This window comes from Streptomyces sp. NBC_00102 (assembly GCF_026343115.1).
Taxonomy (GTDB): domain Bacteria; phylum Actinomycetota; class Actinomycetes; order Streptomycetales; family Streptomycetaceae; genus Streptomyces.
Genome location: NZ_JAPEMC010000003.1, coordinates 471,938 through 488,634, shown reverse-complemented (window position 1 = coordinate 488,634; position 16,697 = coordinate 471,938). Strand labels below are relative to the sequence as shown.

Annotated in this window: 15 protein-coding genes; 9 read left to right on the top strand and 6 right to left on the bottom strand. The window is 72.1% G+C overall.

Features of this window, described 5'->3' with window-relative positions; all coding sequences use genetic code 11:
* The first annotated feature begins 47 nt into the window (after positions 1-47).
* From OHA55_RS32605 to OHA55_RS32580, 6 genes are all read left to right on the top strand, one after another.
* Positions 48-1,568 carry an ABC transporter substrate-binding protein gene (locus OHA55_RS32605; protein ID WP_266713337.1) on the top strand — a complete coding sequence of 507 codons (1,521 nt, stop codon included), beginning with the start codon at positions 48-50 and terminating at the stop codon, positions 1,566-1,568.
* Positions 1,568-2,533, top strand: a complete 966-nt coding sequence (locus tag OHA55_RS32600) for an ABC transporter permease (protein WP_266713335.1) — start codon at positions 1,568-1,570, stop codon at positions 2,531-2,533. Before OHA55_RS32605 ends, OHA55_RS32600 begins: the two co-directional genes overlap by 1 nt.
* Entirely contained in the window at positions 2,530-3,414 is an 885-nt protein-coding gene (locus tag OHA55_RS32595) for an ABC transporter permease (protein ID WP_266713333.1), read from the top strand. Before OHA55_RS32600 ends, OHA55_RS32595 begins: the two co-directional genes overlap by 4 nt.
* A complete protein-coding gene (locus OHA55_RS32590) occupies positions 3,411-4,211 on the top strand; it encodes an ABC transporter ATP-binding protein (RefSeq protein WP_266713331.1) in 801 nt (266 codons plus the stop codon). Before OHA55_RS32595 ends, OHA55_RS32590 begins: the two co-directional genes overlap by 4 nt.
* Positions 4,208-4,978, top strand: coding sequence for an ABC transporter ATP-binding protein (locus OHA55_RS32585; RefSeq protein ID WP_266713329.1), 771 nt, complete (start codon positions 4,208-4,210; stop codon positions 4,976-4,978). The genes OHA55_RS32590 and OHA55_RS32585 overlap by 4 nt, the downstream gene beginning before the upstream one ends.
* Positions 4,979-5,090: 112 nt before the next feature.
* A complete protein-coding gene (locus OHA55_RS32580; RefSeq protein WP_266713327.1) occupies positions 5,091-5,465 on the top strand; it encodes a hypothetical protein in 375 nt (124 codons plus the stop codon).
* A 4-nt stretch (positions 5,466-5,469) separates the two neighbouring features.
* Here the strand turns inward: OHA55_RS32580 and OHA55_RS32575 are convergent, their stop codons facing one another.
* The gene (locus tag OHA55_RS32575; protein WP_266713325.1) at positions 5,470-8,244 is read right to left on the bottom strand and encodes a LuxR family transcriptional regulator; all 2,775 of its coding nucleotides are present in this window, start codon (positions 8,242-8,244) and stop codon (positions 5,470-5,472) included.
* A 416-nt stretch (positions 8,245-8,660) separates the two neighbouring features.
* On the opposite strand from OHA55_RS32575, the gene OHA55_RS32570 reads away from it, so the two are divergent.
* Entirely contained in the window at positions 8,661-9,797 is a 1,137-nt protein-coding gene (locus OHA55_RS32570; protein WP_266713323.1) for an AraC family transcriptional regulator, read from the top strand.
* Between the two features lie 62 nt (positions 9,798-9,859).
* Here the strand turns inward: OHA55_RS32570 and OHA55_RS32565 are convergent, their stop codons facing one another.
* The 4 genes from OHA55_RS32565 to OHA55_RS32550 form a co-directional block, all read right to left on the bottom strand.
* Positions 9,860-10,588, bottom strand: coding sequence for a YoaK family protein (locus tag OHA55_RS32565; RefSeq protein ID WP_266713321.1), 729 nt, complete (start codon positions 10,586-10,588; stop codon positions 9,860-9,862).
* A 13-nt stretch (positions 10,589-10,601) separates the two neighbouring features.
* Complete coding sequence (locus tag OHA55_RS32560) at positions 10,602-11,168, bottom strand: DoxX family protein (protein ID WP_266713580.1); 567 nt, start codon at positions 11,166-11,168, stop codon at positions 10,602-10,604.
* 48 nt (positions 11,169-11,216) lie between these two features.
* Entirely contained in the window at positions 11,217-11,879 is a 663-nt protein-coding gene (locus OHA55_RS32555; protein WP_266713319.1) for a hydrolase, read from the bottom strand.
* A gap of 170 nt (positions 11,880-12,049) precedes the next feature.
* A complete protein-coding gene (locus OHA55_RS32550; protein ID WP_266713578.1) occupies positions 12,050-13,930 on the bottom strand; it encodes an amidohydrolase in 1,881 nt (626 codons plus the stop codon).
* Positions 13,931-14,478: 548 nt separating this feature from the next.
* Between OHA55_RS32550 and OHA55_RS32545 the strand changes: the two genes are divergently transcribed.
* Positions 14,479-15,057 (top strand): Dps family protein, encoded by a 579-nt coding sequence (locus OHA55_RS32545; RefSeq protein ID WP_266713317.1) that lies wholly within the window; start codon positions 14,479-14,481, stop codon positions 15,055-15,057.
* Positions 15,058-15,491: 434 nt separating this feature from the next.
* On the opposite strand, the gene OHA55_RS32540 is transcribed toward OHA55_RS32545, so the two are convergent.
* Positions 15,492-15,965: a hypothetical protein gene (locus OHA55_RS32540; RefSeq protein ID WP_266713315.1), complete on the bottom strand. Its 474-nt coding sequence runs from the start codon at positions 15,963-15,965 to the stop codon at positions 15,492-15,494.
* A gap of 302 nt (positions 15,966-16,267) precedes the next feature.
* On the opposite strand from OHA55_RS32540, the gene OHA55_RS32535 reads away from it, so the two are divergent.
* Positions 16,268-16,666, top strand: coding sequence for a GNAT family N-acetyltransferase (locus OHA55_RS32535; protein WP_266713313.1), 399 nt, complete (start codon positions 16,268-16,270; stop codon positions 16,664-16,666).
* Positions 16,667-16,697: the final 31 nt, after the last annotated feature.

Below are 16,697 nucleotides of genomic sequence, written 5' to 3'. Positions count from 1 at the left end.
GTACCCCACCGCCCCGCAGCTCCACGCACCGAAAGAGCCCTCACGCCATGAGCACCAAGAAGAACGCCCTCTTCGCCGCCACGACCGTCGCGGCCCTCGCCGTGACCCTGACCGCCTGCGGCGGCTCCGGCGGCACCAGCGCCTCCGGCGGCGGTACCTGGAACAAGGACGCGATCGTCAACATCGGCTCCCTCTACGAGCCCCAGAACCTCGACAACACCGCCGGCGGCGGCCAAGGCGTCACCGAGGTGCTCAACGGCAACGTCTACGAGGGGCTGTTCCGGCTCACCGACGACGGCAAGGTCGACAAGCTCCTCGCCGACGACTACCGGACCAGCGCCGACGGCCTCACCTACACCTTCACCCTGCGCGACGGCGTGAAGTTCCACAGCGGCAAGGCCCTCACCAGCGAGGACGTCAAGTACAGCCTGGAGAAGGTGCTCGCGGACGACTCCCAGTCCGCCCGCAAGAGCAACCTCGAGGTCGTCAAGGACATCGCCACCCCGGACGCGCGGACCGTGAAGGTCACGCTGTCCCAGAAGTCGGTCTCCTTCGTCTACAACCTCTCCTACGTCTGGATCATCAACGCCCAGGCGAAGAACCTGAAGACGTCCGAGGACGGTACCGGGCCGTACACCCTGAACAAGTGGACCCGCGGTTCCGCGCTGAGCCTGAACCGCTTCGCCGGCTACTGGGGCGACGCCGCCGCCAACAAGCAGGTCGTCTTCCACTACTACAAGGACGCCACCGCGCTGAACAACGCGCTGCTGACCAACGCCGTCGACGTGGTCACCAGCGAGCAGTCGCCCGACGCCCTGGAGCAGTTCAAGAGCAACGGCTCCTACAAGGTCAACGACGGCGACTCCACCACCAAGCTGCTGCTGGCCTTCAACGACAAGGCCAAGCCCTTCACCGACGTCAAGGTCCGCCAGGCCGTCTCAGCCGCCATCGACGACAAGAAGCTCCTGGAGTCCGTCTGGGGCGGCTACGGCAAGCAGATCGGCTCGATGGTCCCGCCCACCGACCCCTGGTACGAGGACCTCACCTCCGTCAACGCCTACGACGTGACGAAGGCCAAGAAGCTGCTCGCCGAGGCCGGATACGCCAAGGGCTTCAGCTTCACCCTCGACACCCCGAACTACGACCCGCACCCGACCGCCGCGACCTTCATCAAATCCCAGCTCGCCAAGGTCGGCATCACCGTCAAGATCAACACGATCACCCCCGACGAGTGGTACACGAAGGTCTACAAGAACCACGACTTCTCGGCCACGCTCCAGGAGCACGTCAACGACCGCGACCTGGTCTGGTACGGAAACCCCGACTTCTACTGGGGCTACGACAACCCGCAGGTCACCCAGTGGGTCAAGGAGGCCGAGGAGGCGCCCGGCACGGCCGCGCAGACCGCACTGCTCAAGAAGGTCAACGAGCAGACCGCGAAGGACGCCGCCAGCGACTGGCTCTACCTCTACCCGCAGATCGTCGTCGCGAGCACCAAGCTCTCCGGCTACCCGGTCAACGGTCTGAACTCCCAGTTCTTCGCCTACGACATCAAGAAGACGGGCTGATGGCGCGCTACCTCCTGCGCCGGTTCGCCTTCCTCCTGGTGTCGCTGGCCCTGGCGAGCGTGGTGCTCTTCGCACTGCTGCGCCTGCTCCCCGGCGACCCGGCCAACGCACTCACCTCGGTCGGCGCCAGCCCCGAGCAGATCGCCGCGGCCCGCCACTCCATCGGCTCCGACCGGCCGCTGCCCGAGCAGTTCACCCACTGGATCGGGCAGCTGGCGAGCGGGGACCTCGGTACCTCGTTCGTCAGCTCGCTCCCGGTGGGCCCCGAGGTCAGCGCCCGGCTCAACGTCACCGTCCCGCTCACCCTGGCCGCGTTCGTCCTCGCCGTCCTGGTGGCCGTACCGGCCGGGTTCGTGGCCGCGTACAAGCGCCGCACCTGGTACGGCGCGCTGCTCAGCGGCGTGTCCCAGCTGGGCATCGCGGTCCCCGTGTTCTGGCTCGGCATGATCCTCATCTGGATCTTCGCGCTGAACGCGCGCTGGCTCCCGTCCGGCGGCTTCCCGCCGGACGGCTGGGCCGACCCCGCCGAGGCCGTCCGCGCCCTGGTGCTGCCGGTGGTGACCATCGCCCTGGTGATGAGCGCCTCCCTGATCCGCTACGTACGCTCCGCCACCCTGGACGTCCTCGGCAGCGACCACCTGCGTACGGCACGCGCCCTCGGCTCGTCCTTCGGGCGCGCCATGTGGCGGCACGGCCTGCGCAACGCCGCCGTCCCGGTGATCTCCATCCTCGGCATCGAGCTCGCCTCCACCCTGCTCGGAGCCGTCGTCGTGGAGTCGGTGTACGCGCTCCCGGGCCTCGGCTCGATGCTCGCGAACGGCATCTCCCAGCACGACTACCCGGTCATCCAGGGCGTTCTGTTCGTCTCCACCCTCGCGGTACTCCTGATCGGCTTCGTCGCCGACCTGGTCCAGCGGATCATCGACCCGCGGCTGCGCGGCCGACTCTCGGGAGGTGCCCGATGACCCGGACCGACCTGATCACCTCGGCGGACGCTCCGGCAACCGCGCCGGCGACGGCCAAGCGCCGCTCCCGCCGCTCCGCCAACCTCGTCGTCGGCTGTGTACTCGCCGGACTGATAGCGCTGCTGGCGCTGGTGTCGGTCTTCTGGCTGCCCTTCGACGCGGAGGACACCTCCGGCGGACGGCTCGACGGCCCCGGCGGCGGCCACCTGCTCGGCACCGACAAGCTCGGCCGCGACCTGTTCACCCAGGTGATGACCGGCTCCCGCATCGCCGTCGAGGCGGGCCTCGGCTCGGTGGCCGTGGCCGCGCTCATCGGGATCACCCTGGGCGTACTCGCCGCGTTCGCGCAGGGCTGGCTCGACGACACCTTCTCGGCGCTGCTGGACATCCTCATCGCCTTCCCGACGCTGCTGCTGGCAATGCTCATCGTCGCCGCCCGCTCGGCGACGCTCGGCTCGGCGGTCCTCGCGATCGGTCTGGCGCAGAGCGCCGTCGTGGCGCGACTGGTACGCATCCTCGTCAAGCGGGTCCTGGCACGGGACTACATCACCGCCGCACGCACCTCCGGCACCACCTGGCCGCGTACCGTCCTCTCCCACGTGCTGCCCAACATCTGGCCGACGCTGGTGGTCAACCTCGCCCTGCAGTTCGGGCTCGCGGTGCTCGCCGAAGCCGGACTGTCCTACCTCGGCCTCGGCGCACCGCCGCCCAACGCCTCGTGGGGCCGCATGCTCCAGGAGGCCCAGGCCACCTTCACCACGGCACCCGTCGGCGCCCTCGCGCCCGGCATCCTGCTCGTCCTCCTCGTCATCGGCGTGAACCTCATCGCCGACGGCCTGCGGGACACCCTCGACCCGGCCACCCGGCGGAGGCGCGCGTGACTCTCCTCGACGTGACGGGACTGACCGTCCGGACCGACGACGGCCGGACCCTCGTCGACGACCTGTCCTTCTCCCTCGACGGCGGCGAGCGACTCGGCCTCATCGGCGAGTCCGGCTCCGGCAAGTCCCTGACCACCCTCGCGGTGCTCGGACTGCTCCCCGAGGGCATGACCTCGTCCGGCAGCGTCGAGCTCGCCGGTACCCAGACGGTGGGCGCCCCCGAGAAGCGCCTCACCTCCGTCCGCGGACGCGACGCGGCCATCGTCTTCCAGGAACCGCTGACAGCGCTCGACCCGCTGATGCGGCTCGGCCGCCAGATCGCCGAACCGCTCGCCCGGCGCACCGGCCTCAAGGGCAAGCCCCTGCGCGCCGCCGTGGTCGAGGCCCTGGAACAGGTCCGGCTGCCCGAACCCGAGCGGATCTCCCGCGCCTTCGCCCACGAGATCTCCGGCGGACAGCGTCAGCGCGTCGCCCTCGCCATGGCACTCGCCTGCGAACCCAAGCTGCTCATCGCCGACGAACCCACCACCGCCCTGGACGTCTCCGTCCAGGCGGAGATGCTGGAACTGATCGACGGCCTGGTGCGGGAACGGGAGATGGCCGTGCTGTTCGTCAGCCACGACCTCGCCGTCGTCGCCAAGGTCACCGACCGGGTACTCGTCATGAAGGACGGCCGGGCCGTCGAGCAGGGCGCCGTCCACGACGTGGTGCACGCACCCCGCGAGGAGTACACCCGCACCCTGGTCGCCAGCGCCCGCAAGCTGGAATCCGCCCTGGACCTGAGGAGCGCGCGATGACGCCCGTACTGGAGCTGAAGGACGCCGCCGTACGCTACCGGGGGTCCGCCGCCGACGTGGTACGGGACGTCTCCCTCGCCGTCGAGGCCGGTGAGAGCCTCGCCCTGGTCGGCGAGTCGGGCGCCGGCAAGACGACGCTCCTGCGCCTGCTGCTCGGTCTCGCCCGTCCCACGGCCGGCGCCGTCCGATTCGACGGGGCCGGCCTGAACACCCGGGACCGCGAGCAGATGCGCCGCTTCCGGCGCAGCGTGCAGTGCGTCTTTCAGGACCCCTACTCCTCGCTCGACCCCAGCCGGAAGGTCGGCGCGATCGTCGCGGAGCCCCTGCGCTCCCTCGGCGTCGACAGCCGTACGACCGCCGCGCCCAAGGTCGCCGCGGCGCTGGAGCGGGTCGGGCTCCAGGCCGACGCCGTCGACCGCTACCCGCACGAGTTCTCCGGCGGGCAGCGCCAGCGCATCGCCATCGCCCGCGCCACGGTCTGCGACCCCCGCGTCCTGCTCGCCGACGAGCCGGTCAGCGCCCTGGACGTCACCACCCGGGTGAAGGTCGTCGACCTGCTGGCCGAACTCAAGGAGGAGCGGGGCCTCACGCTGGTCATGGTCTCCCACGACCTCTCGGTGGTGGCCACCCTCTGCGAGCGCACCGCGGTGCTGGAGCGCGGCGAGATCGTCGAACAGGGCGCCACCTCCCAGGTGCTCGGCGCACCGGCGCACCCCTACACCCGCCGCCTCATCGACAGCGTGCCGCGCCTGCCCGTCCGGTCCTGAACAGCGGCGGCCGTGGAGACCGGGCCACCCCGGCCGAGGCGGACGTGACGTGTGCGGCCGGAGACGGCCGGGGGCCGCCGTCACACGTCCGCCACGCCTCCTGGGAACAACCGTGCCCCTGCTCGACGCGTCAGCCGTCCTCGTCGTGGCCGTCACCGTGGTCATGTGTGCGTACGTCCTCGTCCGGCGGGCCTTCTGGGACCCGCGCAAGAGCCGGTTCAGCAAGGCGGATCTCGCGTGGCGTGCCTCGCCCCTTCTGCTCCCTGCGGCCCTCGCGGGCGCACTGGCCGGCCTCCTGCTGCGTGCGGATCCGCCGGGCTGGTTCGACACGGCGGCACTCGTCCTGCGCGGTGTCGCCCCGGCCTGGCCCCTGGAGGGCTGGTACCGCCTCCACGGTCCTGCCCGCCTGCGGCGCGGGCCGGCTCGGCTCCTGGGCGCCTTGCAGGCCGGCGCGTGCGCGCTGGCCCTGGTGGCCCACCGGGACTGACCGCTCAGTCCGGTCCCGGACCGGTCCCCAGCACGTCGCGGAGCTGGCCGCGCGCGGTGACCCCGAGCTTGGGGAAGATCTTGTGCAGGTGGAAGCCGATGGTCCGCGGCGACAGATAGAGCCGGGCGCCGATGTCCCGGTTGGTGAGGCCCTCCGCCGCCAGTTGGGCGATCCGGAGTTCCTGCGGCGTCAGCTCTGCCGCGGCGTCGGGACCGGTCACGGCCGTCACGGCCACGCCCGCCGCCCGGAGCTCGGAGGAGGCACGCTCGATCCACGGCCGGGCGTCGAGCCGTTCGAAGAACTCCAGGGCGGTGCCGAGCAGCGGACGAGCCTCGGCGCTCCGCCGGTGGCGCCGCAGCCACTCGCCGAAGTCCAGGTGGACCAGCGCGTGTTCGAAGGGCCATCGGGCGCCGGCCGGGTCGAGCGCTGCACGGAAGTGCGTCTCGGCCTCGCCGGATTCGCTGAGCAACGCCCGGGCACGGTGCAGAATCGCGTCCAGCCGGACGGAGCGTGACCCGATCAGCGTCCCCTCGGCGGCCCCGAGCACGGTGCGGGCGTCGTCCGACTGCCCGGCCCGGACGGCCGCGGCGGCGAGATCGGCGACGCAGTACAGGGACGCGTGGTAATGCACGGGCCGCGGATGGAAGTCCCGGGTGAAAGTACGCCGGAACTGCTCGTAGGCCGTCTGGTGGTCGCCCTCCGCGAGGGCCGCCATGGCGAGTGCCCGCCGGTGGCTCACGTACAGGCCCGGCAACTTGCGCAGGCCGACGGTGCGTACGGCCTGTTGGGCCCGGGCGCGGGCACCGGCGTGGTCCCCGCGCGCGGCGCGCAGCGTGGCCTGGAGGAGCGGCGAACCCACCGCCATGTAATCCGCGCCCGCCTCCGTCGCCATCCAGAACGCCTCCTCGGCGGTGGACTGGGCGTGGGTCCAGGCGCCGCTCTCGAACAGGGAGTTGGCGAGCGAGAACGCGGCGGTCGCGTTGGCACCCGCCGTCGCGGCCCGGCGCAGATGGTCCATGGCCCGCCCGAGGAGGCGGACGGCGTGATCCGTCTCGTCCAGCGCCCAGGCCGCGCCGCCGAGCACGATGGTGTCGGACAGCCCGCCCTCCGACACGGTTTCCAGCGCACGGCCGAAGAGCTCCATGGCCCGGTCCCGGGCGGTGAAGGGGGCGCACGAGGCGAGCACCCAGATGCGGTCGACCTTGCGCGGTTCCCCCGTGATGAGGTCGGTGATCCGCAGGAGTTCGGTCCGGTGGAAGGGGTTCCCGGACCGGTACGCGGGGGTCGCGGCCGTTCCCGCGGCGTCCAGGGCGAGGGCGGGGTACTCGGCGGCCATGGATTCGGCCACCGGCAACAGGTAGCCGATGGAGTCCTCGTACCGGAGCGTCACGGCCAGGGACCAGCCCGCGAGTGTGGACGCCTGGGCGAGGACCTGCGCCTCCTCCGTCAGAGCGGCCACCCGGGAGGTGATCTCGTTCACCCACTGCGGATGTCCTCCGTGCGTGGCCGACCACGCCGCGGCGAGCAGGCGGCGTGCGCGCTGCTCCCGGTCCGGGGTGAGTTCCGCGGCGCGCTCCAGCGCCGCCGCGGCGGCGGCGTAGCCGCCCCGGTGGCGTGAGCGCTCCGCGCTCTCGGCCAGGGCGTCGGCGACCTCCGCGTCCGGGCCGAGCGCCGCCGCCGCGAGGTGCCAGGCGCGGCGGTCGGGCTCGTCGGTGAAGGCGGTGGCGAGCACCAGATGAGCCTCACGGCGCTCGGTGAAGGTGGCGGCCTGGTAGATCGCGGAACGGACGAGCGGATGGCGCAGCCGCACCTCGCCGCTCTCGACACGTATCAGCCCCGTCCGCTCGGCGGGCAGCCACACCTCGGGGCCGTCCATGCCGGGGACCGTGTGGAGTACGTCGGAGAGCTGGGCGGTGCCGGCCGCCGCCGCGAGGAGCAGGGCCCGCCGTGTCGCCTCGGGGAGGGTGGGGAGCTCGGCGGCGAATATCTGCTCCAGCCGGGCGGTGAGGGGGAGCGAGTCGATCGCCCCCCGGTCACGGCGGCTCGGGTCCTTCGCGAAGGCACGTGCGAGCTCGATGAGGGCCAGCGGGTTCCCGGCCGCCTGCTGGAGGATCTGGGACCTGGCCCGGCCCCGGGGCGGATGCGGCTGAGCGTTGAGCAGGAGCACGGACGCGGCCCGGTCCAGTGGACCGGCCGTCAGATGGGGGAAGACGCGGTCGAACCGCTCCGGAACCTCCTCCTCCCGCGCGGCGAGCAGCAGGGCGGCGGGTTCGCCCTCCAGCCGCCGGGCGACGAAGGCGAGTACCTCCAGGGAGCCTAGATCCAGCCACTGGGCGTCGTCGACGAGGAGGAGCAGCGGCCGCTCCGCGGCGGCGTCCGAGAGGAGGGTCAGTACGCCGAGCCGGGTCAGCATCGGGTCGAGCCGCTGCGAGGGTTCCGCCTCCGCCGTCCCGAACGCGACGCGCAGCGCCTTGGCCTGATGGGCGGGCAGCCGTTCGATGCCGCCGAAGAGAGGGTGGAGCAGCTGGTGGATCCCGGCGAAGCCGAGCTCCCGCTCACCCTCGGCGCCGCGTACCCGGAGCACGAGCCTGCCGCGGGAGGCGGCGTACGAAGCCGCCCGGTCCACCAGGGTGCTCTTGCCGGCCCCGGGCTCGCCGGTCAGTACCAGCACTTTGGGGCCGGTTCCGTCCACGGCGTCGACCAGTTCGGAGAGCCGTGACAGCTCACTCTCCCTGCCCATGATCTCCGGCTCGTCGGCCGTCTTGATGCCGAGGTCCATGCTGCTTCTTCCCTTACCCGCCGACCACCCGCCCCGAAGGGCGCCGAGCGACGCTCTCATCAGTCGCTCCGAGGCATCCTGCCAGGTCAGCGATGTCGTGTCGGCGGGAGGAGTCCCGTTGCGGTGCTTCGCCGGCGCATGACTGGTCACATGACAGAAGCGCGCCGCCCCGTCCCCCTGACAGCCTCCTGAGTATCCGGACAGGACGCCTCGAGCGTGCCCCGGAGGCACCCGGGAGACGGCCGCCCGGACGCGGATCGCGCCGCATCCCGTGGCGGGCCGTGCGACCGGGTCGCCCTGCCGAGGTGTCGACGATCACAGTGAAGACGGAGAGATCAAGCGTGAGGAACGCAGTACGCACCCAGGGGAACGCCGAAGCCGAGGGAGGCCGCGGCTCCGGGAGAGGGAGAGCGGGCGTGGACCGGCCGGCCGAGCGGTGCCGCCGTTCCTCGGCCGGAGACGGGCAGGCGGGAGAGCAGGCCCGCCCCGTGCCCCCGTCGGCCCGCCCGGTCCTTTCCCGGCCTCCGGTCCCCCCGGTCCCGTCCCCGAGCCGCCGGTATCCGGCACCGCCGGGACCTCACCTCCCCGGCGCCGCGACCGGGCAGCTGCGGATCTCCGTCCTGGAGTCCGGCGGGTCCAGCGAGTCCCACGGCTCCGGCCTCCCGGGAGGCCCCGTCCATCCGAGCCACGAACGGGTCTCCGTCCCACCGTGGCTGAAGGGTTCCGGCGACGGGGAGACGCTCCACGTCGCCCTGCACGTGAGCGGTACGGCGGCGGTCGTCCGGGGCGGGACCGAGGTCCTCCTGGAACCGGGCGGCATCGTGTTCTGCGGGCCCGGCACGCTCGTCCTCCCGCGCCCCGGCGACCCGTACCGGATGACGGTCTTCCACGTGCCGCGGCGCCTGATGCCGATCACCGACGCCGAGCTGCGCCGGGTCATGGGGGTGCCGCTGAGCTGCGCGGAGGGCGTAGGGGGTCTGGTGTCGCACTTCCTGTCGGTGCTCGCCGCGGGGAGAGAACTCGACCGGCCGCGGACCGGAGACCGGCTCGTCGCCAACGCCGTGGAGATCCTTGCCGTGCTCGTCACGGGCTTCGTCGGAGCGCAGGGCACGGACTCCACCGACTCCGCGGACAGTGGCACACGGATGGTGGCCCGCATCACGAACCACATCGAACTGCATCTGGCGGACCCCGACCTCTCGCCGCGTTCGATCGCCCGCGCCCACCACATCTCCGTCCGCTATCTGCACAAGCTCTTCCAGGGCGAGGGCACCACGGTGAGCCGGCTGGTCCTCCGCCGCAGACTGGAGGCGTGCCGGCGCGAACTCGTGGGGTCGCCGCGCCGCGGGCTCACCGTGGCGGCGGTGGCGCACCGCTGGGGTTTCGTCAGTCCGTCGCATTTCAGCCGGGCCTTCCGGGATGCCTACGGAGTGTCTCCCAGCGAGTGGCAGGCCTCGGGCACCTCCTCGGAGCGGACGCAGCCCGGCCGTTCCCTGACTCCGGCCGGGAACGGGAGCAGTCGTGCGGGAAGGCAGCGGCTTCTCTCCGTCTGAATGTGTGTCGCCGTGCGGCGCGTGGGCCCGGACATCTCCGCGGTGTCCGGGCCCACGCGCGGTCAGGCCGGTTTGGCCCAGGCCGCGTCCGGCGTCGAGAGGCGACGCGTGACCACGGACGTGACCACGAGGAACACCAGGGCCAGGCCCAGGGTGACCGGCAGTTCGGTGCGCAGCGCCGCCCCGACGAGCGCGCCGAGGAACATGGCCAGGACGGACAGGATCCGCCGCCCGGGCCGGGGCGCGGCGCCGCCGGCCGGGACGGAGTCCGCGGCCAGTCCCGTCAGGGTCAGGGTCAGCACCGTCGTCGTCAGGTCCGGGACTCCGAGGCGGCGTGCGACCGCGTTCTGCATCCCCATGGCCAGGCCGAGCAGGACGATCAGGGTGTAACGGGCCCAGGTGGTCACCTCGCCGTGGGAGACCGCGGCGGCGACGAGGGCGCCGAGGACGAGTACCGCCTGGAGCGCCGTGGTGGAGGCCAGCAGCCGCCCCCGGTGTGCCGCGAGCCGGGACCCGAACCGGCCTCCGGCCAGCGCACCGGTGAGGAACGCGGCCATCGACACGAGTGAGGCGAGCACGGACAGGCCGTCGGCACCCGCCAGGGCGAACCCCAGGAACACCACGTTGCCGGTCATGTTGGCGACGAACACATGTCCGAGTGACAGGTAACTCACGGCGTCGATCAGGCCGGTGACCACCGTCAGCGTCAGCATGAGGGGCGGCAGCGGGCCGTGCCGGTCCTCCTTCGGTGGAACCAGCGTGCGAGCCATGTCGGCGAGCAGGGTGCGCATGCGGAGTCGCTCCTTACTGAGCGGAGGGGTGCGGGTCTGCGGGGTGCGGTGCGGAGGGGCGCGCTGCGGAGGGGCGCGGGTCTGCGGGGTGCGGTGCGGAGGGGCGGTGCAGCACCGCCCGGGTGACCAGGCCGCTCGCCGGGCCGATGACCAGCGCCGCGACGACGACCCACAGCGGCCACGGGGCGAGGCCGGCCAGATGGTCGGCCGACCAGCGGCCCGGTCCGGTGAGCGCGAGTGTCCCCGAAGCGGCGACGAGGACCAGTGGGTACTCGTATCCGTCGTTCTGGACCCACAACCCGTGGTGCCGTTTGACGGTTCCGGCGACCGTCATCACGCCCATGGCGGCCATCGCCGCCAGGGGAGTGAGCGCGCCGGCCGCCAGGAACAGGCCCGCGCCGATCTGGCTGCCGCCCGCGGCGAGCGCGGTGAGCCGGCCCCCGCGGAAGCCGTCGTGGCGGAACTCCTCGGTCCCGCCCACGAGTCCGTTGCCGCCCAGCCGGAAGCTGACCTTCTGCACGCCGTGCCCGGCGACGAGGAGTCCCACCACCAGCCGGAGGACCAGGAGTCCGGTGTTCATTGCGTTCATGCCTGTTCCTGACGTTCCGTCGTCATCGGTTGGAGCTGGTCAGCCGGCCGCGTGGGCACCGATGACGGCCTGCGCGTAGACGACGCCGAGACCGTAGGTGCCGCCGTGCTCCTTCACCACATCCATGACCGGCAGGTACGTCTCCGTACGCGCCCAGTCGCGCTGGAGCTCCAGCAGAACCTGCACCCAGGTGACCGGGACCGCGCCGGCCTGCGTCATTCGCTGGACGGCGTGCTCGTGGGCCTGGGGGGTGACGCCGCCGGAGGCGTCGGCGACGACGTAGACCTCGTAACCCTGCGCGAGGGCGGACAGGGTGGGCAGCACGACGCAGACCTCGGTCCACAGACCGGCGATCACCAGCTTCTTGCGGCCGGTGGCCTTGACGGCCTCGACGAACGCGACATCCTCCCAGGCGTTCATCGTGGAGCGGTCGACGATCTCCTGCTCGGGGAAGACCTCGGCGAGCTGCGGCATGAGCGGGCCGGAGAAGGACTCGGCGGCCACCGTGCTCAGGACGGTGGGAACGCCGAAGACCTTGGCGGCCTTCGCCAGGCCCACCGTCGCGTTGATGATCGCGGTGCGGTCGCCGCTGCCCGTACCGAAGAACATCTGCGGCTGGTGGTCCACGAAGAGCACAGCGCAGTTGTCGGGGGTCAGCAGGGCGTCGGAAGGGGTGGCGCTGACTTCGGAGATGTCGACCATGGGAGGACCTTTCGGGTGATGAGCGCGCGGACGGTCGTCCGGCGCACGACAGAGAGGGGGTGGTGCCCCGGGAGGGGCGGCTCGTGGCCGGGCCCCTCCCGGGAGATCGGGGGATCGGGAGATCGGGGGATCGGGAGATCGGGAGATCGGGGGATCGGGGGATCGGGGGATCAGAGGGAGAAGCAGGGGTCGAAGACCGGGCTTTCCGTCTCGGGCGCCAGACCGCGCCGCGCGCGCCACTGGCGGTGCTGCTCGGACTCGGCGACGGCCTGGCCGAGCAGTTCGGCCTGACGGGCGCCGGACGGACCCGTGCGCGGGGTGGCCCGGTAGCCGCCGAAGCGGGTGACCGGGCTCCACTCGGGGCTGACCGGCGGCAACTCCTCGTCCAGGCCCTCGTACTCGGCGGTGGCGTAGACGATCCGGCCGCCGACGACGGTCAGCAGCGACTCGATGTGCGCGATGTCCTGGTCGGGCACCTCGAAGTAGTCCTCGGACAGGACCGCGAGGTCCCCGAAGCAGCCCGGGCGCAGGACGCCCTTGACGTCCTGCTCGCCGGTCAGCTCCGCGCCGGCCCGGGTGAACATGGCCAGCGCCGTCGCCCGGTCGACCCGGTTCAGCGGCGGACGCAGCACCAGGTCGCCGACGGTGCGCCCGGTGACCAGCCAGTGCAGGGCGATCCACGGGTTGTACGTGGAGACCCGGGTGGCGTCCGTACCGCCGCCGACGGTCAGCCCGCGCTCCAGCATGGCCCGTACCGGGGGCGCGTCCGCGGCGACTCCGGGGCCGTAGCGGCGCAGGAACGCCTCGCCCTGGAAGGACAGACGGTTCTGTACGGACATGGCGCCGCCGAGCGCGGCGACCCGGTCGAGACTGTCCGTCGACACCGTCTCCGCGTGGTCGAAGAGCCACCGGTTCCCGGCCGGGAAGAGGCCCTCCGCGGCGAGCTTCTCGAACACCGCGAGGTCCCGGCGGATCGTCTCGTCGTAGGTGGCGTGCAGCCGGAAGCCCCAGCCGTTCTCCATGAGGAGACGCACGGCCTTCTCGAACTCGACCTCGTAGTCCGGGGAATGCTCCGGCCGCGGCTGTGCGAAATTCTCGAAATCCGCAGCGGCCCAGGTGAGATTCTCACCCGCACCGTTGAGGCGCAGCCATTCATCGCCGTCCTCCGTGCGCGTCATCTCGATCCAGCGCTTGAGGTCGTCGACTTCCTGGCCCGCGGTCTGCGGGAACAGATGATAGGCGATCCGCAGCGACAACCGGCCTTCCTCGGCCAGTTCGGCGACGGTGCTGTAATTCTCGGGGAAATTCTGGAATCCGCCGGCGGCGTCGATCGCGGACGTCAGGCCGAACCTGTTCAGCTCCCGCAGGAAATGAAGAGTGGATATCTTCTGGTCAGCGTCCTCCAGCACCGGCGCCTTGGCCAGTGTCGAGTAGAGGATCAGCGCGCTCGGCGCGGCCAGCAGCATGCCGGTGGGCTCGCCGTCCCGGCCGCGGACGATCTGACCGCCCTTCGGGTCGGGGGTGTCCCGGGTGTGCCCGGCGGCCTTGAGCGCCGCCCGGTTGAGCACCGCCGACTGGTACAGGTGCAGGACGAACACCGGGGTGTCCGGTGCGGCCGCGTTCAGCTCCGCGACGGTCGGCAGCCGCCGTTCGGCGAACTGCTCGGCCGACCAGCCGCCCACCACCCGCACCCACTGGCCCTTCGGGGTCCTGGCCGCCTGCTCGCGGAGCATCGCCAAGCCCTCGCGCAGGGTGCGGACACCGTCCCAGCGCAGCTCCAGCACATAGTTGAGCCCGCCCCGGATGACGTGCAGGTGGGAGTCGTTGAGCCCGGGAACCATCCGGCGGCCGAGCGCGTCGACCACCCGCGTGGCCGGGCCGACGAAAGGGGCCACGTCGTTGTCGTCGCCCACGACGGTGATGACACCGTCGCGGATGGCGAGAGCTCCCGCCTGCGGGCGGCCCGGGTCACCGGTGTGGATCTTCGCGTTGCGGACGATGAGGTCCGCAGCGTTGTCGGTGGCGCTGGGAACCAGCCCTCCGACCGGCATCGTGGACACCTTTCGACAACCTCCTGCAGTGGGAACAAAGTTGTTTTCCGTGAATTCCGGGACGGGCATCGGTATCGACACCGATTTCGATGCCGATGCCGATCATGACCCCGGCAACGGCCCGGTAGCGGTGCCGCATTCGGAGCGGTCCGGCTCCCGCGCCGAATGGGGGCGAGAGCCGCGATGACCGGGAGACAGCAAGGGAAGGCACCCGTTTCCGGTTGATCCCCAGTGCGTGCGGGATTCCACGGGACGAGATGGGACGAGACGCGGCGCGAGTCGAGAGAAGAATGGTTCCGGCCGGTCTTCCTGAAGGCTAGGAGAAGTGCGGGAACCCTGATGTCCCGGCAGTGCACCCGAGGCGTACCGAGAGTGCACATTCCGCCCCGTGTCGCCGGTGCCGCCCGGAGCCGACGGCGTCGGACACCGGCGGCCCCACGCGTTGTGCGCCGGCGGGCATCACCGCATGCACGGGGAGACACGTGGCTCCGGCCCCGGCGCCTAGCGTCGCTGGAGTACCAACAGCACCGCACCGCAGGAGGAAACCCATGACCACCCCCACGCCGTCCGTGAGCGGCAGCCAGCCGTGGCTGCACCAGAAGGGCGAAGTGATCCAGGAGTTCGGCACGGTCAAGCAGTTCCCGATCGGCCTCACCCACGACGCGCGGATGTACTCCTGCCAGCGGCTCAACAAGGTGCTGGCCGACACCCAGATCCTCTACGGCCTCTACAAGAAGCACCACTGGCTGATGCGCGGCGCCACCTTCTACCAACTGCACCTGGTGCTGGACAAGCACGCGGGTGAGCAGCTCGAACTCGTCGACACCATCGCCGAACGCGTCCAGTCCCTGGGCGGGGTCGCCGTGGGCGACCCCCGGCACGTCGCCGAGATCACCTCGATACCGCGGCCCCCGGACGGGGTCGAAGAGGTACCGGCGATGCTCTCCCGCCTTCTGGAGGCGCACGAGGCGATCCTCGTGGACGCTCACGACGCCGCCGCCCGGACCATCGAACTCGGCGACGACGGCACCAACGACCTGCTGGTCTCCCAGGTCGTCCGGACCGGCGAGCTGCAGGCGTGGTTCCTGGCCGAGCACCTGGTCGACACCCCGCTGGTCAGGGCCTGAGACGGTCCGGCGAGCGGTTTCCCGCCGCCGGTCACTCCCCGTTTCCGCGCCCGGCCGCCCTCAGCAGCGCTGGGGCGCGTCTTCGAAGTGCCGTCGTTCGGCCGGAGGCCGGGCCAGGCGTCGCCCGGCGGACGGCAGTGTGAAGACACGCCCCCGGACCCCGCCCACGGCCGGGAGGCCACCCCGTTCGTACCAGGGTTCGCCATGAGCTCTCCCCGTCCGCCGGAAGGAGATCCCCGGCCGGCAGCTCGCGACCAGGGAGGGTCTGGGCGGGTGATGGATCGTCATGGTCCGGCCGTGGGACGGCCGGGGGGATCGCCCCGCGGAGGATCGCGCGGTCCCGCGCGGTCCTGTGCTGTCCCGCGCGGTCTCGCGTGGTCCTCTACGGTCCCGCGCGGTCCCGCGCGGGGCGAACCGGATACGGGCTGTCGCCGTCAGCAGCCTCCCGCCAGGGAGGGCGAGATCGTCCAGGAGCGCTTCGCCGGGGCGTCGGAGGAGGCGGACGCGGTGCCGAGGCCCACCTCACCGGTGTTCCAGGCGGTGACGTAGGTACCGAATGCGGACCCGGTGACGGGGATCCACCGCTTCGGTGGACGCCCGGCCCGGATCAGCAGGGAGACCGGGCTGGTGCCGGCCTCCTTCGCGTCCGGCTTTCCGGCGCCGGCCGCCCGCGTGGCGGCCCTCCGCGAGCCGGCCTTCGCGGGGTCCGCCGTGGTGCCGGCCACCGGAGCGGCCGGACTCGTGCCGTGCTCCCGGAGCCGTTCGAGCGCTGCTTCCTCCAGGGACGTGCCCGCGCCGCGCCCGGTGCCCGCGCCGCTGTTGCCGGGCGCCGCATCCCAGCCCGTGGCCCACGGTTCCCCGGTCCACGGGATTACGGCTGCCGTGGCCACCGCCTCCGGGTCCACCACCGGGAGTTCCGCGGGGGATCGCGGACCGGATTCCCCTGCTGCCGGAGCCGCGGCGTTCGAGGGCGCCCCCGGTGACGCGCCGGTCTCGCCCGCTCGCCGGGTCGGAATCTCCGGCCGCGCGCCACCCGCCTCCGGCGAAGCCCCTGCACTGCGTAGCCCTTGGGTGCCCCGGGACGCGGAATCTGCTGCTCGTGGTGGGCTGCCGCCCGTGGCGGAGGTCGGCCCGGTGCGCGGGTCGCTCGGTCCCGCCCGCCGGAAGGCTGCTCTCCCGGGCCGTGCCCGGTGTTCCTATGATCCCGCCTGTGACGATCACTTACGTGTGGCGGGGCGACTTCGACGACGCGGCCCTCGACGCTCTGCACCGCGAGGGGTTCGGCGGTCCGGCCACCGGGACCGACTGGCGGGAGCGCCTGGAGCGACACAGCCTGGGCTGGGTCTGCGCCCGAGAGGGCGACGCGCTGGTCGGCTTCGTCAACGTGGCCTGGGACGGCGGGCTCCACGCCTTCCTCCTGGACACGGTGGTCTCCCGGGACCACCGTTCGCGCGGGGTCGGTGCGGCCCTGGTCGCGGCCGCGGCCGGCGAGGCCCGTACCGCGCGGTGCGCCTGGCTGCACGTCGACTTCGAGGAGCGCCTGCGGCCGTTCTACGTCGACGCCTGCGGCTTCCGGGTGACGGCGGCGGGGCTGATCGCCCTCCGGTGACGGGGCGCGCTACGGGGGACGGGCGCCGCGG

Coding starts and splice junctions, on each gene's coding strand:
- OHA55_RS32560 (WP_266713580.1), bottom strand. CDS start 11,168: ATGAACACCGGACTCCTGGTCCTCCGGCTGGTGGTGGGACTCCTCGTC.
- OHA55_RS32545 (WP_266713317.1), top strand. CDS start 14,479: ATGACCACCCCCACGCCGTCCGTGAGCGGCAGCCAGCCGTGGCTGCAC.
- OHA55_RS32600 (WP_266713335.1), top strand. CDS start 1,568: ATGGCGCGCTACCTCCTGCGCCGGTTCGCCTTCCTCCTGGTGTCGCTG.
- OHA55_RS32555 (WP_266713319.1), bottom strand. CDS start 11,879: ATGGTCGACATCTCCGAAGTCAGCGCCACCCCTTCCGACGCCCTGCTG.
- OHA55_RS32565 (WP_266713321.1), bottom strand. CDS start 10,588: ATGCGCACCCTGCTCGCCGACATGGCTCGCACGCTGGTTCCACCGAAG.
- OHA55_RS32550 (WP_266713578.1), bottom strand. CDS start 13,930: ATGCCGGTCGGAGGGCTGGTTCCCAGCGCCACCGACAACGCTGCGGAC.
- OHA55_RS32595 (WP_266713333.1), top strand. CDS start 2,530: ATGACCCGGACCGACCTGATCACCTCGGCGGACGCTCCGGCAACCGCG.
- OHA55_RS32575 (WP_266713325.1), bottom strand. CDS start 8,244: ATGGACCTCGGCATCAAGACGGCCGACGAGCCGGAGATCATGGGCAGG.
- OHA55_RS32605 (WP_266713337.1), top strand. CDS start 48: ATGAGCACCAAGAAGAACGCCCTCTTCGCCGCCACGACCGTCGCGGCC.
- OHA55_RS32585 (WP_266713329.1), top strand. CDS start 4,208: ATGACGCCCGTACTGGAGCTGAAGGACGCCGCCGTACGCTACCGGGGG.